General features: G+C 62.7%; 27 protein-coding genes, 1 tRNA gene and 1 other RNA gene. 14 read left to right on the top strand and 15 right to left on the bottom strand.

What is annotated here, in order from left to right; translation table 11 throughout:
* The first annotated feature begins 11 nt into the window (after nt 1–11).
* Together FJ959_RS09695 and FJ959_RS09690 are read left to right on the top strand one after the other, a co-directional pair.
* Nucleotides 12–644, top strand: a complete 633-nt coding sequence (locus FJ959_RS09695; RefSeq protein ID WP_140646411.1) for a LexA family transcriptional regulator — start codon at nt 12–14, stop codon at nt 642–644.
* 73 nt (nt 645–717) lie between these two features.
* The gene (locus FJ959_RS09690; RefSeq protein ID WP_140629854.1) at nt 718–1,071 is read left to right on the top strand and encodes a hypothetical protein; all 354 of its coding nucleotides are present in this window, start codon (nt 718–720) and stop codon (nt 1,069–1,071) included.
* Between the two features lie 7 nt (nt 1,072–1,078).
* On the opposite strand, the gene FJ959_RS09685 is transcribed toward FJ959_RS09690, so the two are convergent.
* Nucleotides 1,079–1,525, bottom strand: a complete 447-nt coding sequence (locus tag FJ959_RS09685) for an Arc family DNA-binding protein (RefSeq protein WP_210239504.1) — start codon at nt 1,523–1,525, stop codon at nt 1,079–1,081.
* Nucleotides 1,526–1,828: 303 nt separating this feature from the next.
* Here FJ959_RS09685 and FJ959_RS09675 point away from each other — a divergent pair, with 303 nt between their 5' ends.
* Genes FJ959_RS09675 through FJ959_RS09665 form a run of 3 tightly spaced genes read left to right on the top strand, consistent with a single transcriptional unit; the run spans nt 1,829 to nt 2,738 of the window.
* Nucleotides 1,829–2,248: a hypothetical protein gene (locus tag FJ959_RS09675; RefSeq protein ID WP_140629849.1), complete on the top strand. Its 420-nt coding sequence runs from the start codon at nt 1,829–1,831 to the stop codon at nt 2,246–2,248.
* Nucleotides 2,245–2,499, top strand: a complete 255-nt coding sequence (locus FJ959_RS09670) for a hypothetical protein (protein WP_140629846.1) — start codon at nt 2,245–2,247, stop codon at nt 2,497–2,499. The genes FJ959_RS09675 and FJ959_RS09670 overlap by 4 nt, the downstream gene beginning before the upstream one ends.
* Complete coding sequence (locus FJ959_RS09665; RefSeq protein WP_140629844.1) at nt 2,496–2,738, top strand: hypothetical protein; 243 nt, start codon at nt 2,496–2,498, stop codon at nt 2,736–2,738. The genes FJ959_RS09670 and FJ959_RS09665 overlap by 4 nt, the downstream gene beginning before the upstream one ends.
* A 16-nt stretch (nt 2,739–2,754) precedes the next feature.
* Here the strand turns inward: FJ959_RS09665 and FJ959_RS31660 are convergent, their stop codons facing one another.
* Nucleotides 2,755–3,153: a hypothetical protein gene (locus tag FJ959_RS31660; protein ID WP_181171959.1), complete on the bottom strand. Its 399-nt coding sequence runs from the start codon at nt 3,151–3,153 to the stop codon at nt 2,755–2,757.
* A 30-nt stretch (nt 3,154–3,183) separates the two neighbouring features.
* Between FJ959_RS31660 and FJ959_RS09660 the strand changes: the two genes are divergently transcribed.
* The gene (locus FJ959_RS09660; protein ID WP_181171958.1) at nt 3,184–4,101 is read left to right on the top strand and encodes a tyrosine-type recombinase/integrase; all 918 of its coding nucleotides are present in this window, start codon (nt 3,184–3,186) and stop codon (nt 4,099–4,101) included.
* Nucleotides 4,102–4,159: 58 nt separating this feature from the next.
* Here the strand turns inward: FJ959_RS09660 and FJ959_RS09655 are convergent.
* Nucleotides 4,160–4,235: transfer RNA gene (locus FJ959_RS09655), tRNA-Thr, on the bottom strand.
* A 363-nt stretch (nt 4,236–4,598) separates the two neighbouring features.
* Here FJ959_RS09655 and FJ959_RS09650 point away from each other — a divergent pair.
* Nucleotides 4,599–5,750 carry a hypothetical protein gene (locus FJ959_RS09650; protein WP_140496901.1) on the top strand — a complete coding sequence of 384 codons (1,152 nt, stop codon included), beginning with the start codon at nt 4,599–4,601 and terminating at the stop codon, nt 5,748–5,750.
* A gap of 24 nt (nt 5,751–5,774) precedes the next feature.
* Here FJ959_RS09650 and FJ959_RS09645 read toward each other — a convergent pair whose 3' ends face one another.
* Nucleotides 5,775–7,376 carry a cisplatin damage response ATP-dependent DNA ligase gene (locus FJ959_RS09645; protein ID WP_140629840.1) on the bottom strand — a complete coding sequence of 534 codons (1,602 nt, stop codon included), beginning with the start codon at nt 7,374–7,376 and terminating at the stop codon, nt 5,775–5,777.
* A 4-nt stretch (nt 7,377–7,380) separates the two neighbouring features.
* Nucleotides 7,381–8,391 (bottom strand): ligase-associated DNA damage response exonuclease, encoded by a 1,011-nt coding sequence (locus FJ959_RS09640; RefSeq protein ID WP_140629837.1) that lies wholly within the window; start codon nt 8,389–8,391, stop codon nt 7,381–7,383.
* Nucleotides 8,392–8,577: 186 nt separating this feature from the next.
* Here FJ959_RS09640 and FJ959_RS09635 point away from each other — a divergent pair, with 186 nt between their 5' ends.
* Entirely contained in the window at nt 8,578–8,937 is a 360-nt protein-coding gene (locus tag FJ959_RS09635; RefSeq protein WP_140513098.1) for a hypothetical protein, read from the top strand.
* 44 nt (nt 8,938–8,981) lie between these two features.
* Here the strand turns inward: FJ959_RS09635 and FJ959_RS09630 are convergent, their stop codons facing one another.
* The 7 genes from FJ959_RS09630 to FJ959_RS09600 form a co-directional block, all read right to left on the bottom strand.
* Entirely contained in the window at nt 8,982–9,923 is a 942-nt protein-coding gene (locus tag FJ959_RS09630) for a glyoxylate/hydroxypyruvate reductase A (protein ID WP_140629834.1), read from the bottom strand.
* A gap of 86 nt (nt 9,924–10,009) precedes the next feature.
* Nucleotides 10,010–11,641 (bottom strand): ABC transporter ATP-binding protein, encoded by a 1,632-nt coding sequence (locus tag FJ959_RS09625; RefSeq protein WP_140629831.1) that lies wholly within the window; start codon nt 11,639–11,641, stop codon nt 10,010–10,012.
* Nucleotides 11,638–12,783, bottom strand: a complete 1,146-nt coding sequence (locus tag FJ959_RS09620; RefSeq protein WP_140523799.1) for an ABC transporter permease — start codon at nt 12,781–12,783, stop codon at nt 11,638–11,640. The genes FJ959_RS09625 and FJ959_RS09620 overlap by 4 nt, the downstream gene beginning before the upstream one ends.
* Complete coding sequence (locus FJ959_RS09615) at nt 12,783–13,877, bottom strand: microcin C ABC transporter permease YejB (protein ID WP_140496886.1); 1,095 nt, start codon at nt 13,875–13,877, stop codon at nt 12,783–12,785. The genes FJ959_RS09620 and FJ959_RS09615 overlap by 1 nt, the downstream gene beginning before the upstream one ends.
* A gap of 168 nt (nt 13,878–14,045) precedes the next feature.
* The gene (locus FJ959_RS09610; RefSeq protein WP_140523801.1) at nt 14,046–15,914 is read right to left on the bottom strand and encodes an extracellular solute-binding protein; all 1,869 of its coding nucleotides are present in this window, start codon (nt 15,912–15,914) and stop codon (nt 14,046–14,048) included.
* Complete coding sequence (locus FJ959_RS09605) at nt 15,914–17,791, bottom strand: extracellular solute-binding protein (RefSeq protein WP_140523803.1); 1,878 nt, start codon at nt 17,789–17,791, stop codon at nt 15,914–15,916. The genes FJ959_RS09610 and FJ959_RS09605 overlap by 1 nt, the downstream gene beginning before the upstream one ends.
* A 166-nt stretch (nt 17,792–17,957) precedes the next feature.
* Complete coding sequence (locus FJ959_RS09600) at nt 17,958–18,659, bottom strand: cytochrome c family protein (protein ID WP_140496880.1); 702 nt, start codon at nt 18,657–18,659, stop codon at nt 17,958–17,960.
* A 191-nt stretch (nt 18,660–18,850) separates the two neighbouring features.
* Between FJ959_RS09600 and FJ959_RS09595 the strand changes: the two genes are divergently transcribed.
* Entirely contained in the window at nt 18,851–19,579 is a 729-nt protein-coding gene (locus FJ959_RS09595) for a 3-deoxy-manno-octulosonate cytidylyltransferase (RefSeq protein WP_140629829.1), read from the top strand.
* A 35-nt stretch (nt 19,580–19,614) separates the two neighbouring features.
* Nucleotides 19,615–20,478: a prephenate dehydratase gene (locus FJ959_RS09590; RefSeq protein WP_140629826.1), complete on the top strand. Its 864-nt coding sequence runs from the start codon at nt 19,615–19,617 to the stop codon at nt 20,476–20,478.
* A 1-nt stretch (nt 20,479) separates the two neighbouring features.
* Here FJ959_RS09590 and FJ959_RS09585 read toward each other — a convergent pair whose 3' ends face one another.
* From FJ959_RS09585 to FJ959_RS09575, 3 genes are read right to left on the bottom strand one after another with little or no spacing between them, the layout of a single operon-like run.
* The gene (locus FJ959_RS09585; RefSeq protein ID WP_140496873.1) at nt 20,480–20,779 is read right to left on the bottom strand and encodes a Dabb family protein; all 300 of its coding nucleotides are present in this window, start codon (nt 20,777–20,779) and stop codon (nt 20,480–20,482) included.
* A 19-nt stretch (nt 20,780–20,798) separates the two neighbouring features.
* A complete protein-coding gene (nudC, locus tag FJ959_RS09580; protein WP_140496871.1) occupies nt 20,799–21,740 on the bottom strand; it encodes an NAD(+) diphosphatase in 942 nt (313 codons plus the stop codon).
* A 51-nt stretch (nt 21,741–21,791) separates the two neighbouring features.
* Nucleotides 21,792–22,211 (bottom strand): HIT family protein, encoded by a 420-nt coding sequence (locus FJ959_RS09575; protein WP_140556749.1) that lies wholly within the window; start codon nt 22,209–22,211, stop codon nt 21,792–21,794.
* Nucleotides 22,212–22,354: 143 nt separating this feature from the next.
* Between FJ959_RS09575 and ffs the strand changes: the two genes are divergently transcribed.
* The 4 genes from ffs (at nt 22,355) to FJ959_RS09555 (ending at nt 25,222) form a co-directional block, all read left to right on the top strand.
* An RNA gene (gene ffs, locus FJ959_RS09570) (signal recognition particle sRNA small type) lies at nt 22,355–22,451 on the top strand.
* A gap of 105 nt (nt 22,452–22,556) precedes the next feature.
* Nucleotides 22,557–24,389 (top strand): DNA polymerase III subunit gamma/tau, encoded by a 1,833-nt coding sequence (locus FJ959_RS09565; RefSeq protein WP_140559691.1) that lies wholly within the window; start codon nt 22,557–22,559, stop codon nt 24,387–24,389.
* Between the two features lie 30 nt (nt 24,390–24,419).
* Entirely contained in the window at nt 24,420–24,743 is a 324-nt protein-coding gene (locus FJ959_RS09560) for a YbaB/EbfC family nucleoid-associated protein (RefSeq protein WP_140496865.1), read from the top strand.
* 71 nt (nt 24,744–24,814) lie between these two features.
* Nucleotides 24,815–25,222, top strand: a complete 408-nt coding sequence (locus tag FJ959_RS09555) for a hypothetical protein (RefSeq protein ID WP_140496863.1) — start codon at nt 24,815–24,817, stop codon at nt 25,220–25,222.
* Nucleotides 25,223–25,389: the final 167 nt, after the last annotated feature.

The following is a 25,389-nucleotide window of genomic DNA, read 5'->3' as shown; positions in this document are numbered from 1 at the left end:
TTCGGGAGAGAATGGAAGCTCAAGGGCACACGATGAAATCGCTGTCTCTGGCGGCGGGCCTCAATGAATCATTTGTTCGGGACATGCTTCAGCGTAAGCGGCGCCCGAGCTTGGATAAGTTCTCCCGACTTGTCGCCGTACTCGGCACCACCGTTGCCGAGATCATGGGCGAGGATGTCTCGACAGAGGGCTCTCGGATGGTCCCTCTGATGGGCTTTGTCGGCGCTGGTGCCGAGGTTGAACCAGACTTCGAGCAAGTGCCGGAAGACGGACTAGAGCAAATCCCCGTGCCCTTTGCCTTGCCGGCGGACATGATCGCCTTCCAGGTCAGAGGCAGTTCAATGCTCCCGCAGTTTAGAGATGGGGCGGTCCTGATCGTCTATCGGGAACAGCGCCGGTCGATTGAAAGCTTTTATGGCGAGGAAGCAGCGGTGCGGACAACGGACGGCCGGCGCTTCATCAAGACGATTTTCCGCGCCAATCAAAGTGGGCGCGTCAACCTTATGTCGTGGAATGCCCAGCCGATCGAAAACGTCCATCTTGCCTGGGTCGGCGAGATATTCACCGTCTTCCCGCCCAAGTCACTCCACCGGGTAGCTAAACAAGGCGGCATCCAAGGCAATCTTCGGTTGAAGAGTGCTTGAGGGGAAATAGCCTATTGACGAAAGGGGAAATTACCCCTTAAGGTTGGGCTTCATCAACGATGGAGCCCAGAAGATGAACGCCGTTTCCTGCCATTTCGAGGCCGAACTGCTGGCGCTTAGCGTCGAGTTCGGTAGGGCCTGGGCCGCAGAGCGCGACGCCTTCGCCGCCGCCGATCTTGCCAGCATCGGCAACAGCACCCCTGAAGTCGACGAGGCCCACGACCGTTGCGCTGATCTGGCAAGACAGATGCTTGAACACCAGCCGGTAACGCTGGAAGGCGTCAAGGTCATGGCTATGGTCTGGGGCTGGCTGCACTATCAGTCACACAAGCTTGACAGCTACGATGGCGGCGAGGTCGGGAACGATTTAGACGAACGCGCTTCGCACGCCGTCATGACGTTCCTGCTTAAAGACTGCACCGCGTGACGCAGACCTATTCCAGATCTAGCTTCCGCTGGCGCCGCGTTAGGACTTCCTTGGCGGCTCGCTCGACCGCTTCGGCATCGCCTGGCGCAGAATCGACGGGCTGTGAAAGTCCAGGATCGTTCTGGCGGCGCGCCTCGCGTTCTGTTCGCCTTTCTGCACGCTCTTCGGCCTTCTTTGCCTCCGTCAGTTCCCGCATGGTGCCGGACATCGCTTGGAAGAACTGGCCCAGTGGCATGTCGACAGAAGGCGTCCCCTGTTTCAGGGCCTCCAGTCTGATGATGATTTGCGGTGGATGCTTCGGTCCGACAAATGACTGCTCCAGGCGGGAGACGATTTCAGCGGTTACGCTTCGTCCGAGCTCCAGCGCGGCGTCTTCAAGCCGGAGCTTCAGCGCCGCCGGCATTCGGATGTTTATCTGTGGATCTTCACGGGCCATGCACTGGATATATAGCACGGTGCTATTGCCGACAATAAAGCACGGTGCTATATTTCGCCATGGTTAACGGAAGGAAAGGGACATGAGTCGGTCCGACCCGAAATTTCTAATGAGACTCCCAGCGGACGTGAAAGCTTTCATCGTCTCGCAAGCCGCGCGGAATGGCAGTTCACAGAATTCAGAAATCGTGAGGTGCATCCGCAATCGCATGGACGAAACGAAAACGGCGACCAGCGAGCCTGGCAGCTCAAACTGATCGCCGTTCCGAAATGAAACCGCCCTGGCAGGCGGCTCCCCAATCATCAACCCCGGTGAGAGAAGATGACCACAGACAGAAATAGCACTTCAAACGTGAAAGTTCAAACCAAGCGCTCGGGAGCCAAACAGGCGCACCCGGCCGACGATCTCTCTTTCATGCACCGGAAGCCGCGCGACATCGGCGGCATCAATTACTGGAACGTCGAGCCGTCCGGCAGTTACAGCCGAGACTGCGACAAGGGTCACGCCCTAGCCCTGGAATATCTCAACTACATCGGTCGGTATCCGACGAACGGGAACACGACCCTGCTCGGCTGCATCGTCAACGACATGTGCCACGTAAGGCAGGAACAGCGGCTGCCGTCTCAAAACCACCTAACCGGCCTTGAAATCGGGTTCCTGCTGGAGGTCAACCGCTACGCCATGGCGGCCATGAAAGTCGTTGTGCAGACGATGGGCCAGCTGAATGGAGGCGCAAAATGACCGCGCCTTCCGAAGACCTGAACGATTTGCAATCCGACATCGGCAATCTCGCACATCTGCTGGCGGTCCTCTATGGCCAGACGACCGAGCAGGAGTTTGTCGTGAATGGAGTGCGCAGTTCGTTAGCCGATCAGATTTGCGCGTTAGCGATGATCGCCCGCGACCTTGCCGAAAACCTGAACGCGGCGATTGACGCCTGCCACAATAGAGTTTTGGCCGACGCTCGCAGCAGGAAGGCGGTGCGGTCATGAACGCAGCCCTGACCCATCGAGACTTGGAAGCGGAAGTGCGGGACGCCGTCTTGGCAAACCGTCTGGTCCTCACTTGGATAAACAGCCATTTCGAGACGCAGGCCGAAAATAGCAACTATCGCGTTCATGAGAGTGACGCCGAAATGCTGGTTTTTGCCGGACGAATCGCACTGGAAAAGAGCGAGGCTGTTCTGACCAAATGGGAGGCTGTGCAAGCAGGCGATGGGGACGTTAGGTAGTGACCGCGCCAGATCCCTATGAGGATTCGCCGCTGACCCTGAAGGAGGCTTGCCAGATTTTCTTCAGGGGCCGCATCACGCCGGTCACGTTGCGAGCCGAAGCCCGCCGTGGCAGGTTGACCATCATGCGGGTAGGGCGGGCTGACTTTGTCACCCCCCAGGCAATGAGGGAGATGATGACGAAATGCCAAGACCAGCCAAAGGAGCTCGGCTCTACCTCCATCCAGTCGAACGCCAATGGCTCATCCGAGACGGATCGGTCACAAAGCGCACTGGCTGCCGCGAACCAGATCGGGCAGGCGCTGAAAAAGAACTCGGCGCCTACATCGGCACGAAGTTCAAACCAGTCGCCCGGGAAAGTGATCCCTCTAGGATCTCGGTGGCCGAAGTCCTGACCGCCTACGGGCGCGAGCATGCCCCTGGTACCAAAGGGTCAAGCCCGTCGATGGCGGGCTACAACATCGTCAGCCTAGCTGCATGGTGGAATACCCGCGCCATCAGCGAGATCAACAAGACGACCAGTAAGGCCTATTCCGATCACCGTCTTGCGTCTGACCGGGTCAATTCGACCGGAACGCCGCGGCGCGAGCTGGCGATTCTGCAAGCCGCAGTGAATTTCTGGCACGAGACACATGGCCCGCTGACGGCGGTGCCGCAGGTAACGTTGCCAGCTAAGCCGCCAGCGCGCAGCCGCTGGCTTGACCGTCACGAAGCCGCCCGACTGCTGGCTGGCTCTCTCGGCTGGTATCAATGCCACTGGTCGGACATCGCCACGCGGCGCCGGCATTCGAAATGGTGCCGCTACATGGGCGGCATCAATCGCCACCTGGCCCGCTTCATCCTGCTTGGCCTCTATACCGGATCGAGGAAACAGGCGTTGCTCGGCGCGCAATGGATGGCGAACCTTTCGGGGGGCTGGATCGATCTGGAGCGCGGCATCATCTACCGCAGAGCAGTCCAGCAGGAAGAGACGAAGAAACGCCAGCCGGCAGCGAAGCTCGGGCGACGCATACTGACACATCTGCGGCGCTGGAAACGGCTGGACGACGCGGCGCGCGCCGAGGCGGCAGAACAGCGGCCAGCCGACGAGCAGCAGAAGCCCTTGCTGCTCTTCCTGCACGTCGTCTCATGGCGGGGAGGCGGCGTCGGATCGGTGCGCACTGCTTGGGAAGCTGCTGTTGAGCTGGCTTGGCTTGACGAAGTGACTCCGCACGTGCTCAGGCACACACGCGCCACGTGGCTGATGCAGGCGGGCGTCGATAAGTGGCAAGCGGCCGGCGCACTCGGCATGTCGCTTCAGATGTTGGAAGAAAATTACGGACACCATCACCCGGACTGGCAGCGGGAAGCCGCCGAAGTCTAGGTTTCTGTGCGGTTTCTGTACAAAAACCGCCAGGTGTCCAGCTATGTCATTGAAAATTTGGTGCCGCTTGCGTGACTCGAACACGCGACCCCATCATTACGAATGATGTGCTCTACCAACTGAGCTAAAGCGGCCCGGGAAGCGTTAGGCCTCCAAGATGGGCTGGGTGATAGACTCAACCGACGGCGAATTCAAGATGGGCGATCGCGAATTCAGGATGCGGCCCGGCAATTCGTGTTGCGCGTCGTTCCGCCCTGACACATCGCCGACAAAGCCGGCTGCCACGCCCTTACCGATCGGCCGGGACATTGCGCCTGGCCCCGTGCCTCCCTGCCGGCAAAGATCAATGAAGCATGTTGATTTCGTTGCCGGAATACCGCCAAGATGGACTTTGGACACTCCAACGAGGCAGAATGCGGACGCTCGCCCGTTGATTGATTGGTCGGCTGCGGCTAACGATCATGGCGAGGTTTGGGCAACGCACAGAGGGATCTCGCTTGGACGCAATCGAAAAAGCGATCCGGAACGCCCTCGAAAGAGGCAATGCCGAGGACCGCGCATACCGCGAGAAGGTCTATCGCTCGGCTTTCGCCGCGCTCGACCGCGCGCTCCAGGCCAATCCCGGCGTGACGGTGGAAGTCGCCATCAAGCGCCGCAAGGCGATACAGGCCAAGATCACCGAAATCGAATCCGAATTCCTGCCGGCGGTGCCGGATGTCGCTCCCCAGGCTGAGTCCGATGCACCGGCGGTCGAGCTTCCGGCGAGCCCGGCCGCACCCGCCGCAACCGGCGAGAGCGCCGCACCGCCCGCAGTTTCCGTCGACGAGCCTGCGCAGCCGGCTGCCGATGCCCCGCGCTCACGCGTCTTGCCGGTCGTTCCAGACATCATGCCCGACGCGACCCTTTCCGGCGTGCCGTCCATCGACATGTCGGCTCCCGCTTCGTCCGAGGCGACGGCTGAAGTGGCGCCCGATCGCGACGAGAGGCGCATCAGGGGCCGGCGGCTGCCGCTGACCGCCATCTTCCTCACCGTGACGCTGCTCGCCGCGGTCGGCATCGGGCTGTTTTTCGCCATGCAGACCGGCGTCTTCAAGACCCAGGCTCAGCTCGACACCGCTCCGCCCGAAGCGCCGCCGACCGTCGAGGACGACGATTTCACACCGGCCGATGGCGAGACCGGGCCGGAAAAGCCCGGCGCTGCCGATCAGGCGCGCAACTGGATCAACGTGTTTTCGCCCACCGACCCGGCGCATGTCAGCGCTCCGTCGGACGCCAAGGCGGAAACGATGAAGGACGATTCCGGGCCATTCCTGCGCATCCAGTCCGGCGCTTCCGGTTCGGCGATCAGCTTCGATGTCGGGCAAGGCGTGCTGGAGAAGCTCGCCGGCAAGCACGCCGTGTTCGATATCGTCGCCCGCGCCGAGGACGGCAAGGACACGCAGATCTCGGTCGACTGCAATTTCGGCGAGCTTGGTGATTGCGGCCGCAAACGCTATGCGGTCGGCCAGCAGCGCAACGAATATCTCTTCGACGTGAAATTCCCTGACAAGCGGCCCGGCTCGGCCGGAACGATCGCCATCAACTCCGATTTCGACAAGCAGGGCAAGGCGGTCAACATTTACGAGATACGCGTCTCCGTCGAGCCTTGAGCGCCGGCACCGGAGAGGGTGCGATCAACGATCGAGCAGCGCCTGCAGCGTCTCGATGCGGTCGGCCTCGTTGGCGGGCTTGTCCCAGCGCAGCCGCGAGATGCGGGGAAAGCGCATGGCAACGCCGGATTTGTGACGCGTCGAACGGTTGAGCCCTTCGAAGGCGACTTCCAGCACCAGCCCGTTGTCACGGTCGGCGCGCACCGAGCGCACAGGCCCGAAACGCTCGATCGTGTTGTCGCGGACATATTTGTCGATCTGCCTCAATTCCTCGTCGGTGAAGCCGAAATAGGCCTTGCCGACCGGCACCAGTTCCTCCTCGCCTTCCGCTCCGGACCAGACGCCGAACGTGTAATCGGAGTAGAAGCTCGAGCGCTTGCCGTGGCCGCGCTGGGCGTACATGAGCACGGCGTCCACCGTGTACGGGTCACGTTTCCATTTGAACCAGGGCCCCTTCGGCCGGCCGGCGACATAGGGCGAATCCCAGCGCTTCAGCATCACGCCTTCGATGATCGGGTGCGGCGGCGCCCGGCGCAGTTCCTCCAGCGCCTGCCAGTCCGAGAACGCGACGAATGGCGAAAGATCGAAGCGGCTCGGGTCGAGCGTTTTCACGAAGTTTTCGAGGCGGACGCGCCGCTCCCGGAAGGGCAATCCCCGCAAATCCTCCGCGCCGACCTGCAAAAGGTCGTAGCAACGCATGAAAGCCGGATATTGCTGCTGCATCTTCAGTGACACCGTCTTGCGGTTCAACCGCTGCTGGAGATCCGAGAATGTCCCTGTCGCTTCCCGGGGATCGCCGACCAGCAATTCCCCGTCGAGCGTGGCCGAGAAAATCATCGCCTCGGCGAGGTCGGGAAAGGCGCCGGAGACATCGTCGCCGGTGCGCGAATAGAGCCGGCGGATGCCGCCTTCCGACACCGCCTGGACGCGGATGCCGTCCCACTTCCACTCGGCCGCGTAATCGGCGGGGTCGAGCCTCTCGAGATCGCCGTCGCCGACCGGGTTGGACAGCATCACCGGCCGGAACAGTGCCCGCGCGGCCCTCTCGGGCTTTGCGGCCTTGCCTTCCAGCCATGCGAACAAGGCTGTGTACGGCGGCGACAGCCCGTGCCAGAGTTCCTCGATCTCGGCGACGTCGACCTTGCCGAAATCCGCCAGTGCCTGCTTGGCCAGCCGCGCCGACACGCCGATGCGCAACCCGCCGGTGACCAGCTTGATGATGGCGAAGCGGGCCGAGATGCCGGCACTGTCGAGCAGGTTTGACAGCACTTTCGGGCCGTCGGAGCGGCTCGCCGCCTGCAGCTTCGCGACCACCTCACCGAGCGTCGGCTCACGGTTCGGTATGGTTCCGGGCGTCTGCGGCCAGACCAGCGACACGGTCTCGGCGAGATCGCCGACATAGTCGTAGGAATAGCCGAACAGCACCGGATCCATGCGTTCGGTCACCAGGGTGCGCAGCATCGCCGGCTTGATCGCGGCGATGTTGAGGTCGCCGGTGATGGCAGCCAGCGCCAGCCCGCGATCGGGATCCTCGACGCTGCGGAAATAATCGGTCAGCAGCGTCAGCTTGCCGTTGCGCGACGGCGTCAGCACAAGGCGGTCGAGCAGTTCGGCGAAGCGATTCATGCCATCAATCGCCCTCGTCCTCATACCCCACCAGATGCAGTGGCCGCGCAGCGATCCCTTCGAGTTCGCACCAGCGCACCAGCGCCTCCTCGCGGCCGTGTGTCACCCAGATTTCCTCTGCGCCGGTCTCCTTGATCGTGGCGGTCAGTTCGTCCCAGTCGGCATGATCCGAAATGATCAGCGGCAGCTCGACGCCGCCCTGCTTGGCGCGCTGGCGGATGCGCATCCAGCCCGAGGCGAAGCAGGAGATCGGATCGGGAAAGCGCCTCGCCCAGCGATCGGCGAAGGCGGCCGGCGGACCGACGACGATGGCGCCGGTGAAATCATCCTTGCTGGCGCTCTCCACTGTCGCCGGCTCCAGCGTGCCGAGATCGATGCCCTGGCTCTGGTAGTAGTCGCTGAGCTTGGCCAGCGCGCCGTGGATATAGATCGGCCTGTCGTAGCCGGCGTCGCGCAACAGATGCGTCACCCGTTGCGCCTTGCCCAGCGCGTAGGCGCCGATGAGATGCGAGCGTTCGGGGAACTGCGCCGCCGATTTCAGGAGCCTGGCGATCTCCTCCTCGTCCGGCGGGTGGCGAAACACCGGCAGGCCGAAGGTTGCCTCGGTGATGAAGACGTCGCACGCGATTGGCTCGAACGGCAGGCATGTCGCGTCCTGCTGCCGCTTGTAGTCGCCGGAGGCGACGATGCGCATGCCCTGATGCACGACCGCGATCTGCGCCGAGCCCAGCACATGGCCGGCCGGATGAAAGCTGATGTCGACGCCGTTGAAGGCAATTCGCTCGCCCAGTCTAGCCGCCTGTGTCGTGCCTGCAAAACCCTCGCCATAGCGAAGCCCCATGATGTCCAGCGTCTGCTGCGTCGCCAGCACGGAGCCGTGGCCGGAGCGTGCGTGGTCGGAATGGCCGTGCGTGATCAGCGCCCGGTTGACCGGCCGCACCGGGTCGATGAAGAAGTCGCCCGGCGGGCAGTAAAGGCCCTCGGGCCGGGGATGGAGCAGGTCGCTGGCGCGCATTGTTCCAAGATAGTGGCTAATTCGGGCGCGGGAAGCCTGTTGCAAGAGACTGCTGACTCGGCCTACAGCCAACCGCCGGGCAGCAGTCAGGCAACGCGGTCTGAGGCCTGCGGGTGCCTCTGCTGCGAAAAAGCCCCAATCGCATGCCGGATTATGTCGGGGCAGTGTCGTACGGAGGGATTTTCCATGCGCTGGAACATGATGGCCTTGGCATCTTGCCTCGTTATGGCGGGCTGTGTCGGCAACTCCATGTCCGAGCGCCAGGACGAAAACGTCCAGTCTTCACTGCAATATGACAGCGTGCCTTGCGGCCAGTTGCTGGCGCAACGCAACGCCCTGGCTCGGCAATACAATCTGTCCCAGCAGGCCAAGCCGACATTCTCCAACCCCGCGATGGGCTTCGGCCCGTTCATTCCGGATATCCGCTCCAAGACCAAGCGCGATGCCGACAAGGCAAGCGGCGAGATCGACGCCATGAACCGGTCTATCGAGCGCCGCGATTGCGGCAAGCCGGACAAGCAGAAGAAGTTCGCTCTGCCCGGCTAACACATGTCGCCTGAAGGCGGTCCCGATGACCACATGCCAGGGGCCTAATATCCCGCTTTGCGGTCCACCAGGTTCTCCAGCTTTTCGCCCCGCTCGAAGGCGTCCATCTGGCGCAGCATGATCGGCGCCAGATGGACGGGATCGGACGTGGCCGCGGCATGCGGCGTCACGAACACTTTCGGATGGGCCCATAGCGGGCTGGTCTTCGGCAGCGGTTCGACCTCGAACACGTCGAGGCTCGCTTCCTTCAGCGTGCCGTCGCCCAGCGCGCGCACGATGTCGGCGTCCTTCTGCAGGCGGCCGCGACCGGCATTGATCAGCACCGAGCCGCCAAGACCGTTGCGCTTGCGCAATTCCTTCAGCACGCCGTAATTGATGATACCCTTGGTATCCGGCGTCAGCGGCAGCAGCACGACCAGTATGTCTGTGGCATTGAGGAACGGGATAAGCCCGGCCTCGCCGCAATAGGTCGCGACACCTTCCATCGGCCGGTCCGTGCGCGACCAGCCATTGACCGCGAAGCCGAGCGACAGCAGCGCCGACGCCGCCGCGCGGCCGAGACTGCCGAGCCCCATGATGCCGACAGAGATGTCTTCAGCGGTGCGCTGCGCCGGCTCGCGCCATATCTTCTTCGGCTGCTGCGACCGGTACAGCAGGCCCTGGCGGTGATGATCGAGCACCCGCCAGACGACATATTCGGTCATGTGCTGGGCCAGGTTGCCGGCGACGACCTTGACGATCGGCACGTCCGGCAGGCTGGGATCGGAGAAGATGTGGTCGACACCGGCGCCGATCGAGAAGATGGCGCGCAGATTGGGCAGCGATCCCAACAGGTTCGGCCGCTGTTTCCACACCACCGCATAGGTGATCGAAGGATCGCTGGCGCCGTCCGGCTCGAGCACCACCTCGCGCTCTGCGGACAGCAGTTCGCGCCAGCGCTGCGGGTGAAAGCCGGTGACGGCAAGCAGGATTTTGCCTTTTTCCATTTATGGATTTTGTCCTGTTGTTCGGTTTGGAGCAATTGCGGGAAAGGCGCGCGGCGCCTTTCCGTCCGGAATTGCGAAGGAAGGAGTCACTCGCTGACGACCCCCGTCGGGGCGGTTTCTATCTTGAAGGCGGCCGAGATCAGCGCCCGAGTATAGTCGGTTTGCGGCTTTTCAAAAATCTGTTCGGAAGGACCGGCTTCGACGATCTGGCCATTGCGCATGACGATGACATCATTGGCCAGGGCCCGGATGACCTTGAGGTCGTGGCTGATGAAGAGATAGGCGAGGTCATGCTTGGCCTGCATGCTGCGCAGGAGGTCGACGACCTGCGCCTGCACGCTCATGTCGAGCGCCGAGGTCGGCTCGTCCAGCATGACGAAACGCGGGTTGAGCACCATGGCGCGAGCAATGGCGACGCGCTGGCGCTGGCCGCCGGAGAATTCGTGCGGGTAGCGGTTGCGCGTCGCCGGATCGAGCCCGACTTCCTTCAGCACGTCGACCACCTTGTCGTCGCGCTCGTCGAGCGACAGCTTCGGCTCGTGGATCTTCAAGCCTTCTTCGATGATCTCGGCGATGGACATGCGGGGACTGAGCGAGCCGAAAGGATCCTGGAAGACGATCTGCAATTCGCGCCTGAGCGGGCGCATGGCGTTGAACGAGAGCTGGTTGATGTCGCGCCCGTTGAACTGGATGGTTCCGCTCGACGAGATCATCCGCGCCAGCGCCAGGCCGAGCGTGGTCTTGCCCGACCCGGACTCTCCAACCACGCCCAGCGTCTGGCCGGCCCGCACGGTGACGTCGATGCCGTCGACCGCCTTCACATGGTCGACGGTGCGTCGGAAGAAGCCCTGCTTGATCGGAAACCAGACTTTGATGTCCTTGCCGGTCATCACGGGTGCCGCGGCGCTGTTGGCCGCGGGTGGCTTGCCCTTGGGCTCGGCCGCCAGGAGATGGCGCGTATAGGCGTGCTGCGGATTGGCGAAGATGTCCTTGGTAGGCCCCATCTCGACGATCTTGCCCTTGGTCATCACGCACACCCGGTCGGCGATCTTGCGCACGATGCCGAGATCATGGGTGATGAACAGCATCGACATGCCCTTGCGGCTTTTCAAGCCGGCCAGCAGCTCGAGGATCTGCGCCTGCACGGTGACGTCGAGCGCCGTCGTCGGCTCGTCGGCGATCAGGAGTTCCGGCTCGTTGGCCAGCGCCATGGCGATCATGACGCGCTGGCGCTGGCCGCCGGACAGCTGGTGCGGATAGGCGTCGAGGCGCTTCTGCGGCTCGCGGATGCCGACCTCGTTGAGCAGGGCCAGCGTGCGCGCCTTGGCCGCGCGGTCCGCCATGCCCTGGTGCAGCTTCAGGATCTCGACGATCTGCTGCTCGATCGTGTGCAGCGGATTGAGCGAGGTCATCGGCTCCTGGAAGATCATGGTGATCTTATTGCCGCGCACCTGCCGCAGTTGCTTCTCGTTCATGGCGAGCAGGTCGGCGCCCTGGAACAGGATCCTGCCCGAGGGGTGGCTTGCGCTGGGATAGGGCAAGAGCTTCAGCACCGACAGCGCCGAGACCGATTTGCCGGAGCCGGATTCGCCGACCAGCGCCACCGTCTCGCCCTTGGCGATGTCGAAGGAGATGTGATCGACGGCCAGCGACTGCTGTCCGCCTTGCGCAAAGGCGACGCTGAGGTCCCGGACCGAGAGCAGGGGAGGCTCGCTCATCGGAACGTCTTGCGCGGATCGAAGGCGTCGCGTGTCGCTTCGCCGACGAAGACCAGCAGCGACAGCATCAGCGAGATGACGACGAAGCCGGAAATGCCGAGCCACGGCGCGTTGAGATTGCGCTGCGCCTGCTTGAGCAATTCCCCAAGCGAGGCCGAGCCCGGCGGCAGGCCGAAACCGAGATAGTCTAGCGAGGTCAGCGTCGAGATCGAGCCTGAGAGCAGGAACGGCAGGAAGGTCAGTGTCGCCACCATGGCGTTGGGCAACAGGTGCCGGAACATGATGGTGCGGTTGCGCACGCCGAGCGCGCGCGCCGCGTTGACGTACTCGAAATTGCGCGCGCGCAGGAATTCGGCCCGCACCACGCCGACCAACGCCACCCAGGAAAACAGCAGCATCAGCCCGAGCAGGATGAAGAAGCCCGGCGGCAATATGGCGGCGACGATAAGCAGGAGATAGAGCACGGGGATAGCCGACCATATCTCGATGAAGCGCTGGAACAGCAGGTCCGTCCAGCCGCCGAAATAGCCCTGTAGGGCGCCGGCCGCGACGCCGATCAGAGCCGAGCCGGCGGTCAGGATCAGTCCGAACAGCACCGAGATACGGAAACCGTAGATGACCCGCGCCAGCACGTCGCGCGCCTGGTCGTCGGTGCCCAGCCAGTTCCAGTTACCGACGCTGCAGGCCGGATCAGCAGGCCCTTGCGGGTACTGGTTGCAGCGCGTCTTGGCGTCATACTGCCAGGACGGCTTGGCCGGGGCTGCTTCGGGAATGGCGTTGTTGACGGTCTGGTATGAATAGCGGATCGGCGGCCAGATCATCCAGCCATTGGCGTTGATCTCGTCCTGGATCACCGGGTCGCGATAGTCGGTGACGGCATAGAAGCCGCCGAACTTCTCTTCGGGATAGGCGACCAGCACCGGAAACAGGATCTCGCCCTTGTAGGAGGCGATGATCGGCTTGTCGTTGGCGATGAATTCGGCGAACAGCGACAGCACGAACAGGACAAGGAAGATCCACAGCGACCAGTAGCCGCGCCGGTTGGCCTTGAAGTTCTGCAGGCGGCGCTTGTTGAGCGGCGACAGAAACGGCCGCGGCATCCGCTCCGGCACGACCCCGGCGGTAACACTTGCCTCCGACATCAAACGTCTCTCCGCTCGAAATCGATGCGCGGATCGACCCAGGTGTAGATGAGGTCGGACAGCAATCCGACGAACAGGCCGAGAAGCGAGAAGATGTAGAGGTTGGCGAACACCACGGGATAGTCGCGTTCGACCACCGACCGGAAGCCGAGCAGGCCGAGCCCATCGAGCGAGAAGATGTTTTCGATCAGCAGCGAACCGGTGAAGAAGGCCGAGATGAAGGCGCCGGGAAAACCGGCGATGACGATCAGCATGGCGTTGCGGAAGACATGGCCATAGAGCACCTGCCGTTCCGAGAGGCCCTTGGCGCGGGCGGTCACCACATACTGCTTGCGGATTTCCTCCAGGAAGGAATTCTTGGTCAGCAGCGTCGTCGTGGCGAAGGCCGACAGCACCAGCGCCGTCAGCGGCAAGGTCATGTGCCAGAGATAGTCCCCGATCTTGGCCGGCCATGACAACTGGTCCCAATTGTCCGAGACGATGCCGCGCAGCGGGAACCAGTCCCAGAACGAACCACCGGCAAACAGCACCATCAGCATGATGCCGAACAGGAAACCCGGAATGGCATAGCCGACGATGACGACGCCGCTGGTCCAGATGTCGAAGGGGCTGCCGTCCTTCACCGCCTTGCGGATGCCGAGCGGGATCGAGATCAGGTAGGACAGGAGCGTGATCCACAGCCCGATCGAGATCGACACCGGCATTTTTTCCAGGATCAGGTTGAGCACCGAAATGTCGCGGAAATAACTGTCGCCGAAATCGAACCGGATATAATTCCACAGCATCAGGCCGAAGCGCTCGAGCGGCGGCTTGTCGAAGCCGAACTGCTTCTCCAGCTTCTTAATGAATTCCGGATCGAGCCCCTGCGCGCCGCGATATTTTGAACCGACGTCGCCGGCGGCATCGAAATTACCACCGCCCGCATCGCCGCCGCCACCGCCCAGACGATCGCTGCCGCCCTGGTTCGTCAGCTTGGCGATGACCTGCTCGACCGGGCCGCCGGGGGCAAACTGAATGACGGCGAACGAGATCGCCATGATGCCGAACAGGGTCGGAATCATCAAAAGGATGCGGCGCAGGATATAGGCGCCCATCAGATGGTGCCCTCCCGACGCATGTGATTGGCGAAACCGTCGATGAACGCGCCTCTTTCCCCGTCACTATACGGGCAGAGGATGCCGGTCCACCCTCCGCAGCTGCGGCGCAGCTGCTGCGGAGGACGGGCAGGCAGGTGAGGGGCGGTGCTTACGCCCGCAAGAAATTCAGCCTTTGCCAATTTTTGCCGCCTTGCCCTTGTCGAACCACCACAGCGTCTCGACCGGAAAGCCGAAATCAGGCTTTTGCTCGACGAAGCCGAACATGTCCCAATAGGCGACGCGGTGATTCGCCAGATAGTATGTTGGAATCCAGTCCAGCCGCGCGCGCAAGACCCGATCGAGCGCTCTGAGCGCGGTGACGAGTTCGGACCGGCTTCGCGCCTTGCCGGCTGCCACGATCAACGCGTCGATGGCCTTGCTTTCTGTTCCGGGGTAGTTGCGCTGCCCCGGGATTTTCGCCATTCGAGAATCATAGAGCATCTCCAGGCTGTCATCAGTCGGCGTCGCCCCGATCGACCAATGCAGCACGGTAAGATCGAAGTCGAAATCGCTCTGCCGCTGTTCATATTGCGCCGAATCGACCTGCCGGATCGAAGCGTCGATCCCGATCGCCTTCATATTCTCGGACCATGGGGTGTAGATGCGAACGATGCCGTCATCCTCCGTCAGCATTTCCACCCGCAGCCGCTCGCCCTTGTCGTTGACGACGAAATTGCCCGCCCGCTTCCAGCCGGCTTGCGCGAGCAATCTCGAAGCCTCGCCCAGCAGCTTGCGATCATGGCCTGACCCGTCGGACAGAGGCTGCGTCACGGCTTCGCCAAAAACCTCCGGTGGCAACTCGGCCCGGAATGGCTCCAGCAGGACCAGTTCCTCAGGCGAGGGCAAGCCTTCGGCCTTGTAATCCGACCGTTCGAAGTTCGATTGAGAGCGCTCGTAAGAGCCATAAAACAACGCCCGCTTCATCCATTCGAAATCGAAACACCGGGCGATCGCCCGTCGCACCCGCTCATCGCGGAATTGCGCACGACGCTGGTTCAGTGCGACGCCCTGCATGTCTGGCGTCTTCTCGCCGGGAAATTCCCGTTTGACGACCTTGCCGTCCTTGAGCGCCGGAAAATCGTAGCCGGTCGCCCAGACCCGCGCGGTAAACTCCTCGCGAAAATGCGTGTCACCCTTCTTGAAGGCTTCGAACGCCGCCTGCCGGTCGAGATAGAAGTCGATGCGGATACGGTCGAAATTATACTGGCCGCGATTCACCGGGAGGTCGCGGCCCCAATAGTCGGGCACGCGCTCATATTCGACTGTCTGTCCCGCGGCCACTCGCCCCATTTTGTATGGTCCCGAGCCGAGCGGCGGCGTCATCGTCGAGGCATTGAAATCATTGACCGCATAAAAGGCCTTGGACACGATCGGCATCGCCACGATCCTGAGGATGTTTTGCGCGGACTGTTCGCCGTTGAAGGTAAGGTTGAGGGTGAGTGGATCCTCGGCGACCGCGTCGGTCATATACCGCAACGCCTGGGAAAGGTTCGGATGCCCTTGCTCTTTGTAAAGCTTCAACGCGAAGACGACGTCTTCGGCGGTTAGCGGCGAGCCGTCGTGGAAACGCGCTTGCGGTCGCAGCGCGAAGCGGAAGCCGTTGCGGTCTTGCGACAAGGTGACGGACTCGGCAAGCAGGCCGTAGACCGCATCCGGCTCGTCGAGCGCGCTTGCCATCAAGGAATCGAAACAGAGTTCGGTGCGCGGCGGCGCATCTCCTTTCAATACCAGGGAATTCAACGTGTTGAAGGTCAGGAAGCTTTGGTTGAGCGTGGCGTTCGGCGGCGCGAAATTCATCTGGCCGCCCTTGGGTGCATCCGGATTGACGTAGTCGAAATGCGTGAAATCCGGTTTGTATTTGAGGTCGCCGTAGGCGGACAGGCCGTGCAGTTTGGTGCCGGTCGCAATATTGGCAAAGGCTTTTCCGGGCAACAGGGCGGCGACAGCGGCGGCACTGCCCAGGCCCAGGAAATCGCGACGGGGCAGCACCGCCATCAATTGTTGCCCTTGTATTTGGCCGCCAGCGCCTTTTCCTTCTCCGGATCGATCCACCAGGAATTCTGGTCGGCGCCGATATAGCTCGGCTGTTTGGCGGGAATGCCGAATTTGTTCCAGTAAGCCAGCCAGACCACGGCTCGATAGTACTGCGGCACGACGTAGTAGTTCCACAGCAGCACGCGGTCGAGCGCATGGGTGGCGGCAACCAGATCGTCGCGGTCGGTGGCGAAGATGATGCGGTCGACCAGGGCATCGACGACCGGGTTCTTGATGCCGGCGTAGTTGCGCGACCCCGGCCGGTCGGCTGCCCTGGAACTCCAGAAGTCGCGCTGCTCATTGCCAGGCGATTCCGACTGGCCGAGTTGCCCGATAATGACATCGTAGTCGAAATTGTTGACGCGGTTGACGTACTGGGTCTGGTCGATGATGCGCAAAGTGGCGTCGACGCCGATCTTGCGCAGATTGGCGATATAGGGGCTGGAGATGACCTGGTCGGTGTCGTTCCAGCCGAGTATCTCGAACTTGAACGGCTCGCCGGTCTTGGCATTGACCATCTTGCCGCCCTTGATCACCCATCCAGCCTTGGCGAAGAGGTCGACTGCCTGCTTCAGGTATTTCCGCTCGGCCTGCGGCGAATCGTAGACCGGCAGCTTGAATTCCTGGGTGAACAGCTCGGGCGGCAGCTTGTCGCGATACTGTTCCAGAATTTCCAGCTCCTTGCCTTGCGGCAAGCCGCTGGAGGCCAGTTCAGTTCCCTGGAAATAGCTGCTGGTGCGGGTGTTGAACCCGTAGAACAGCGTACGGTTCATCGTCTCGAAGTCGAAAGGATAGGTCAGCGCGGCCCGCACCAGGCGGTCCTGGAACAGCGGGCGCCTCTGGTTGAGCATAAAAGCCTGCATCGGCTCTGGCGAGGTGGTCTTGAATTCCTGCTTGATGACATCGCCGGCCTTGACCGCCGGGAAATCATAGAATGTCTTCCAGCGCTTCGAACTGTTTTCCGGTTTGATGTCGTCAAGTCCGCCCTTGGTGAAGGCCTGCCAGGCGGCATTGTCATCAAGGATGTAGGTGAAACGCTGCCTGTCGAAATTCTCGCGGCCGACCTTCACCGGCAGCTTGGCACCCCAATAGTCCGGCACGCGCTGCCAGACGATTTCCGAGCCAGGCTTGAAGCTTGCGATCTTGTAGGCGGCGGAGCCGAGCGGCGGCTCCAGCGTCGGCCTGGTGACGTTGCGCTTCTTGCCGTTGGCATCCGTGCCTTCCCACCAGTGTTTCGGCAGCACGGCGAGGTCACCCAGGATTTTAGGCAGCTCGCGGTTGCCCTTCTGGCTGAAATGAAACTCGACTTCGCGATCCGAGACGGCCACGGCATCCGTGACGTTCTCGAAATAGCGGCTGTACATCGGGCTGTTGGCCTTCAGCACCTGGAATGACCAGATCACGTCGTCGACGGTGATAGGCTGGCCGTCATGCCACTTCGCGCGGGGGTCGAGCCGGTAAGTCGCCGAGGAAAAGTCGGCCGGGTATTTGTAGGCGTCGGCGATCAGCGGATGACTGACACTGCCTTCGTCGGTCGCCTGCTCCATCAGCGTGTCGTAGAGCAGGCCGCCGCCGAACCCGACCAGGCCGGCGGCCGGTGAACCCTGCACGATATAGGGATTGAAGCTGTCGAACGTGCCCAGTACCACCGAATTCAGCGTGCCGCCTTTGGGCGCGTTGGGATTGACGTAGTCATAGTGCTGGAAATTGTCGCCATATTTGGATTCGCCGATCAGCGATGAGGTGGTGCGCCATTCATCGGCCAGGGCCGCCTGCAACCCCGCGGCCAGCAGGGCCGCCGCCAGCAACGATTTGAGAAGCACTCGGCCAAGCGTCATCCACTGTCCTCTTCGCGATGCGTGCCATCATCCAGAAAGGGCAATCTAGATGATTTGCCGCGCGTGAAAACCGCCATGCGCGGCTTTGTCGCCGCATATGCGGTTTTCCTAACGAAAAAGCCGGGCTGAACCCGGCTTTTTCAAGGTCGTCAAGACGAGATCCGGTTTATTGAGCAGGCGCCGGTGCCGGGGCGGCCGGAGCTGGTGCGGCGGGAGCCGCAGGCGCCGCTGGCTTGGCAGGAGCTGCGCCTTCGGCCGGCTTGGCCGGTGCGGCCCCTTCGGCGGGCTTGGCGGGGGCGGATGCATCGGCGGCAGCGCCCGGCGCGGGCAGCGGCTTGGGATTGTCCGACAGCGTGCGCAGATAGGCGATGACGTTGGCGCGGTCTTCTTCCTTCGGCAGGCCGGCAAAGCCCATCGCCGTGCCTTTCACGAATTTTTTCGGCGAGGTGATGAAGTGGTTGATGTTGTCGTAGGTCCACTTCTCTGTGCCGCCCTTGGAAAACTCCTTCATGCCGGCCGAATAGGCGAAGCCCTCATGCTCGGCGACCGGACGGTCGATGAGATCCCACAAATCCGGGCCGACCTTGTTGGGGCCGCCCTTCTCGCCGGAGTGGCAGGCCTGGCATTTCTTGAAGATGGCAGCGCCCTGTTCGGCACTTGCGTTGGCCAGAAGATCCGCGATCGGCTTTTCGGCGGCTGCCGGAGCGGCGGGACCGCCCTCGGCGGGCTCGGCGGCCTCGATGGCGAAGCCGGGCTTTTCCGGAGCGGGCGAGGCAAACAGCGCGTCCGACACGATGCCGACCGAGAACACCACGAAAACGGTTCCGAGCAATCCGGCGAGCAGCTTGTTGACTTCGTTGGAATCCATACGCCCCTTGCTCCCTTTTCCGGCGGACCGATCCGTCCACTCCGTCCGTCGGTATCGAGACCTGCCCTCCAGAGCCGGTCAAATCGCGCGGAAACTAGGTCTTTTGCTCCGGCGTTGCAACACCTATAAGGGCGCTTCCAGTGAGACCTTTTGCCACTTTCCCCTCCTCGTTTCGAACGCCCGCCAAACCGATGTCCACCTTGATCCTGATCCCCGCGCGCATGGCCTCGACCCGGCTCCCGGGCAAGCCGCTGGCCGACATTGCCGGCGCCCCGATGATCGTCCATGTCGCGCGCCGCGCCGCCGAGGCCGGGCTTGGCCGTGTGGTGGTGGCGACCGACACGCAAGGCGTGGCGGAAGCGGTGCGCGCGCATGGTTTCGAGGCGGTGATGACGCGCTCGGACCACGAATCGGGTTCGGACCGGATATTCGAGGCTCTGACGGTGCTGGATCCGGCAAACAAGGTCGAAACCATCGTCAATGTGCAGGGTGACCTGCCGACCATCGATCCCGCGATCATCGTGGCCTCGCTCAGGCCGTTCGAGGACAAGGCGGTGGACATCGCAACGCTCGGCGTCGAGATCGAGCGCGACGAGGAAAAGACCAATCCCAACGTGGTCAAGATCGTTGGCTCGCCATTGTCGGCCATCAGGCTGAGGGCGCTTTATTTCACCCGGGCCACCGCGCCCTGGGGCGAGGGCGCGCTCTATCATCATATCGGCCTCTATGCCTATCGCCGCTCGGCGCTCGAGCGCTTCGTGGCGCTCAAGCCGTCGCCGCTGGAACGACGCGAGCGGCTGGAGCAGTTGCGGGCGCTGGAAGCCGGCATGCGCATCGACGCCGAGATCGTGCGGTCGCTGCCGCTCGGCGTCGACACGCCGCAAGACCTGGAACGGGCCAGAACGATCCTTTCAAACTGAGCGCCGAACCGACACCCCTTCAACGAGAATTGGCCATGCCTGAAAAGACCAACAGAATATCCTTCCAGGGCGAGCCCGGCGCCAATTCCGACACCGCCTGCCGTAACGTCTATCCCTCGATGCAGCCGCTGCCGTGCCCGACCTTCGAGGATGCGTTCAACGCGGTCGAAACCGGCAAGGCCGATCTCGCCATGATCCCGATCGAGAACACCATCGCCGGGCGCGTCGCCGACATTCACCATCTGCTGCCGGAATCGAGGCTGCACATCGTCGGCGAATATTTCCTGCCCATCCATTTCCAGCTGATGGTGCTGCCAGGTGTGAAGCGTGACGAGATCAAAACCGTCCACAGCCACATCCATGCGCTCGGCCAGTGCCGCAAATACGTCCGCAAAAATGGCTGGAAGGCGGTTGTCGCCGGCGACACGGCGGGCGCGGCCAAGATGGTCTCCGAGGTCAAGGACCGCACCATGGCCGCCCTGTCCCCGGCATTGGCCGCAACGCTCTACGGCCTAGACATCATCGAGGAGAATGTCGAGGACACCGATTCCAACGTCACGCGCTTCGTCGTCCTGACCAAGAACAAGCAGTGGGCCGAACGCCCGTCGCCTGACGCCAAGATGATGACGACCTTCATCTTCCGGGTCCGCAACGTGCCGGCCGCCCTCTACAAGGCAATGGGCGGTTTCGCCACCAACGGCATCAACATGACCAAGCTCGAGAGCTACCAGCTCGGCGCCTTCACGGCGACACTGTTCTATGCCGACATCGAGGGCCACCCCGACGATCCGCTGGTCAAGCTGGCGCTGGACGAGCTTCGCTTCTTCTCGCGCGAAGTGCGGATCCTCGGCGTCTATCCGGCGAGTGAGTCACGCGAGCAGTGGAAGGTAGCGGATTGAGCTACCAGCCAAGGGGCACATAGTCGATCTCCATGAAGGTCTCGACTTCGGGGATCCAGCGGTCGCGCACGAAGGCGACGTGGTCGGGATGGTCGTTGTACCTGGTATAGGCGGCCTGGTCGGCGAATTCCATGGAGAAGCCGAACTGGTAGTCGTTCTTGGGGCTGACCTGGCGCAATTGTTCGAAATGGGTGACGCCCCTGATCGCCGAGAGGATTTTCCTGGCGTCGACCAGGAACCTTTTTTCCTCCAGCGAGTGCGGCGGATGCTTCAGCGTGAACACGACGGTATGGCGGATCATTTCCCTCTCCTGATTTCCATTATTCGCTGTCGACCCAGGCGCGGATCAGGTGATGCGCGATGGCTCCCTTCGGCGGCGTGATCAGATTGCCCGGATGCTCCCTGGCCAGCATCAGGCGCACCTCGTCGCGCAAGAACCAGCGGCAGTCTTCCAGCTCGTTGAGGTCGGCCTGGATGTCTTCATTGAGCGGCTCGCCGAAGCAGCCGATCATCAGCGAATAGGGGAATGGCCAGGGCTGGCTGGCGTGGTAGACGACGCGGCCGAGCCGGATTCCCGCCTCCTCCAGCGTCTCGCGGCGCACCGCCGCCTCGATCGTTTCGCCCGGCTCGATGAAGCCGGCAAGGGCGGAGTACATGCCCGGCGCGAAATGCCGGCCGCGCCCGAGCAGGCATTTCTCGCGCGTCGCCGTCAGCATGATCGCCACCGGATCGGTGCGTGGAAAATGCTCGGTGCCGCAATTCGGGCAATGGCGCTTGTAGCCGCCGGCCCGCATTTGTGACTCGGTCCCGCATTTGCTGCAGAAACGATGGCTGGCGTGCCAGGCGAGCAGCGCGGCGCCCTGCGCCATCGCCCCGGCGGCCGCTTCGTCGATCAGGCCTTGCATATAGACCGAGCGGTAGTCGATGGCCTTGACCGTTTCCGGAAGCTGTTCCGGCTCGAGGCCGGCGGTCACCGCCAGCACCGGGCCCTGGTCGGAGAATCCGAGCAGCACGCCGCTGCCGGGCAAGGTCTGGAAGGGCAGGCTTTCGGCGACGCCGAACCAGGGGTCGAAGCTGCCGTCACGAACCTTCAGGTAGAGCCGGCCGCCCTGCATCAAAAGCAGCCTGGTTCCAGGATCGGCGAGCGCTTTGTCGACCGAATCGTCGGCGCGGTTCTCGGATTGTCGGTCGATACTGTTGCCGGCGAAGCCGACGAATTGGCTCGGCTCGCGCAAGGGCGCGTCAAACAGGCTAAAGCTCATGCGGACTCTGGGCGTTCGGGATGGACACGTTCGGGATGGACACGGGAAGGCTTATAGCGCCGCCCTTATCGTTTCGGCAAACCGGCGCAGCTCGGAGCGCTGATAGGGCTCGCGCAGGCCGTGCCCCCACACCGGGCCTGGCCAGCCGGGATCGCCTTCCGAACGGGCGATGACGTGGATGTGCAGCTGGCGCACGATGTTGCCGAGCGCGCCGGTGTTGATCTTGGTGCAGCCGGTCACCTTCTTCAGCGCCTGAGCCACCATATTGGTCTCGAAGGTCAGCATTGTCTGGTCGAGCGGCGTCATGTCGTGGATTTCCTCCACGCCCGGCCGCTGCGGCACCAGAAGCAGCCATGGCCAGCGGCGGTCGTTCATCACGCGCAGTTCACACAGCCCAAGCCACATCAACTGCTCGCTGTCCGCCTCCAGCCGGGTATCCAGCGTGAATCCGGCCTTCAGGCCCGGCAGCATCGGCGTTTCCCTTGCTTTGGTGTTTCCTCAGAGTCATGAACGCTAGAGCGGCTGCATCGAGGCTGCAAGCGAATCTCGTGGCTGGTGCAGCCGATTTGCCTGCGCCCTTGCATTTCGTCGCCGAATTGCCGATATGGACGGCGGGAGGTTGGTGGTGGACGATCCACTCGCCAACCGGGTCAGGTCCGGAAGGAAGCAGCCCTAACGAGCCCGGAACGGGTCATTGTTCCAGCCTCCCACCTCATCGGCCCTTCTCGCGACGTTGACGACGCATTGCAGCGCGGGCGAAACTATGCGCAGGAATCGGCCGCCTTTTGGCGCGGCCATTTGGAGTTTTGCGGGCGAATGAGCGAAGCCGGAAATTCGGGACCAAAAAGCCTGGAGATAGGCAAGGCCGGCGCCTATCGCGTGCTGGCTCGCAAGTACCGTCCGGCGAATTTCTCCGAGTTGGTCGGCCAGGAGCCGATGGTGCGCACGCTCACCAACGCTTTCGCCACCGGCCGCATCGCCCAGGCCTGGATGTTGACCGGCGTGCGCGGCGTCGGCAAGACCACGACCGCGCGCATTCTCGCGCGGGCCCTGAATTATAAAACGGCAACAATCGACCAGCCTTCCGTCGACCTTGCCGTGCTCGGCGAGCACTGCCAGGCGATCATGGAAGGCCGCCATGTCGACGTCATCGAGATGGATGCCGCCTCGCACACCGGCATCGACGACATCAGGGACATCATCGAACGGGTGCGCTACGCGCCGGTCTCGGCCCGCTACAAGGTCTACATCATCGACGAAGTGCACATGCTGTCGACGCAGGCCTTCAACGGCCTGTTGAAGACGCTGGAAGAGCCGCCGCCGCACGTCAAGTTCATCTTCGCCACCACCGAAATCCGCAAGGTGCCGATCACCGTGCTGTCGCGCTGCCAGCGCTTTGACCTGAGGCGCATCGATGCGGCTGTGGTGAAGGCTGATCTCGCCCGGATAGCGGGCCTGGAAGGCATCGAGGCGGAAGACGACGCGCTGGCGATGATCGCGCGCGCGGCCGAGGGGTCGATGCGCGATGCTCAATCGATTTTCGACCAGGCCATCGCGCATGGCGGTGGTGCGGTCAGCGCCGAAGCCGTGCGCGCGATGCTGGGTCTCGCCGATCGCGCCCGCGTCGTCGATTTGTTCGAACATGTCATGAAGGGTGACGTTGCCGCGGCACTGGCGGAATTGCGCGCGCAATACGACACCGGCGCCGATCCGGCCGCCGTGCTGACCGACCTTGCCGAATTCAACCATCTCGTCACCCGGCTGCGTTTCGTGCCGGCCGCCGCCGACGACGCGGCGCTGTCGCAGGACGAGCGCGAGCGCGGCGCAGATTTCGCGCGGACGCTCTCGATCAAGGTGCTGTCGCGGACGTGGCAGATGCTGCTCAAGGGCATCCCGGAGGTGCAGTCCTCCAACCGGCCGGTAAGTGCAGCCGAGATGGTGCTGATCCGGCTGGCACACGCGGCCGACCTGCCTACGCTGGACGAGGCATTGAGGTCGCTGGAGAACGGCCTGCCGGCGCCGGGCGCCGCGCCGCGTTCGAACGGCGCGCCGGCGAGCCCCGGTAATGGCGGCGCTCCTGGTGGCAACGGCGCCAGCGCAGTGGCGCAGGCGCGCATGCCCGGCGGGTCGGGCGGCGCGCAGACCATGCGGCTGGTGGAAGCCGCGCCCGCTCCGGCCGCCTTCATTGCGCCTGTGCAGCCGGCGCCGGAGGCGCAGCCAATACCGCTGAAATCGCTGGCCGATATTGTCGCCCTTGCCGACGCGCAGCGCGACATCGCCTTCAAGGTGCTGGTCAAGCGCTGCATCCGCCTCGTGCGCATCGAGCCCGGCCGCATCGACGTCAGCCTGACCGACGATGCGCCCAAAATGCTGCTCAACGATTTGACGACCAAGCTGCGCGCCTGGACCGGTCGCAACTGGCTGGTGTCGCTGTCGAAGGAAGAGGGCGGCCAGACGCTGGCCGAAATGGAATCGACCAGGCGCGAGAACGCTTTGCTCGACGCCAAGAGCGATCCGACGGTCGCCGCCATCCTGGCGCGTTTTCCCGGCGCCAGGATCATCGACGTGCGCATCCCCGACGCGCCGGAAGCCGACGCGGTCGAAGCCGAAGTGCCGGTCGAGCCGCCGGCGGACGACGACGAACCCTGACGAAACCACGACTCTGCAAAGGATCGGACCATGAAAGATCTTCTCGGCCTCATGGGCAAGGCGAAGGAAATGCAAGCCAAGTTCCAGGCTATGCAGGACGAGATCGCCACGGTCGAAGCCGTCGGCCAGGCCGGCGGCGGCCTGGTCATTGTCACGTTGACCGGCAAGTTTGAGATGAAGTCGCTGAAGATCGACCCGTCTCTGTTCAAGGAGGATGAGGTCGAGATCCTCGAAGACCTGCTTCTGGCCGCTCACAATGACGCCAAGGCCAAGGTCGAGCAGATCATGCAGGAAAAGACCAAGGCGCTGACCGCCGGCCTGCCGATTCCGCCGGGAATGAAACTGCCGTTCTAGATGCATGTCGCCCAAGAGTGTGCGACAGTTTTGGGGATAACGACATGCATAAAGCCAAAGACTAGTTGGCCATGGCCGAAGAGCCGTCCGAAAGGCTGATCGAGCAGCGTATCCGCAACAGGATCTACGAGATCCTGGAAATCCTGGCCGATTCTGATGCCGGCGTCGATCTCGTCGGCATCAAGGGCTATTTCAACCTGTTCGAGGATTTCGTGCATCGCCCCTCGATCGAAGCGGGCACTTCGGCGCTCTCGAAGGAAGAACGCGCCATCGTGCTGGAGATCGCGGATTTCCTGGAGGCTGCCGGGGAGGCCAACCCCGATTTCACCAGGTCCGAGTTCATCGACAGCGACTGGCCGGGAAAGATCGCGCCGGTCGCCCGCAATGCGCGAGCATTGTTCCTGAAGCGCGGGCTGTTCTCGGAGAAATTCGAAGAAATTGAGCCAGGACGGCCGGCAGCGATTTCAGCCGGGCGATAATGCATGTCGTCCAAAAGCGGTCTCGGCCTGGACAAGGGCGTGCATAAAACAAAGGCTTGAAGTCCGGATCTTGCCACGTAACTGTGCCAGTTTGGCAACAGCATCTCACTAATAACGTTTTAGCCATCATTTTGCCCGAAAGTGTCTCATTCTTGCCGCAGCCTGGG

The sequence above is a fragment of the Mesorhizobium sp. B2-2-4 genome (assembly GCF_006442375.1).
Lineage (GTDB): Bacteria > Pseudomonadota > Alphaproteobacteria > Rhizobiales > Rhizobiaceae > Mesorhizobium.
The sequence above is the reverse complement of the archived record's forward strand: the minus strand, read 5'-3'. Positions and strand labels throughout refer to the sequence as shown.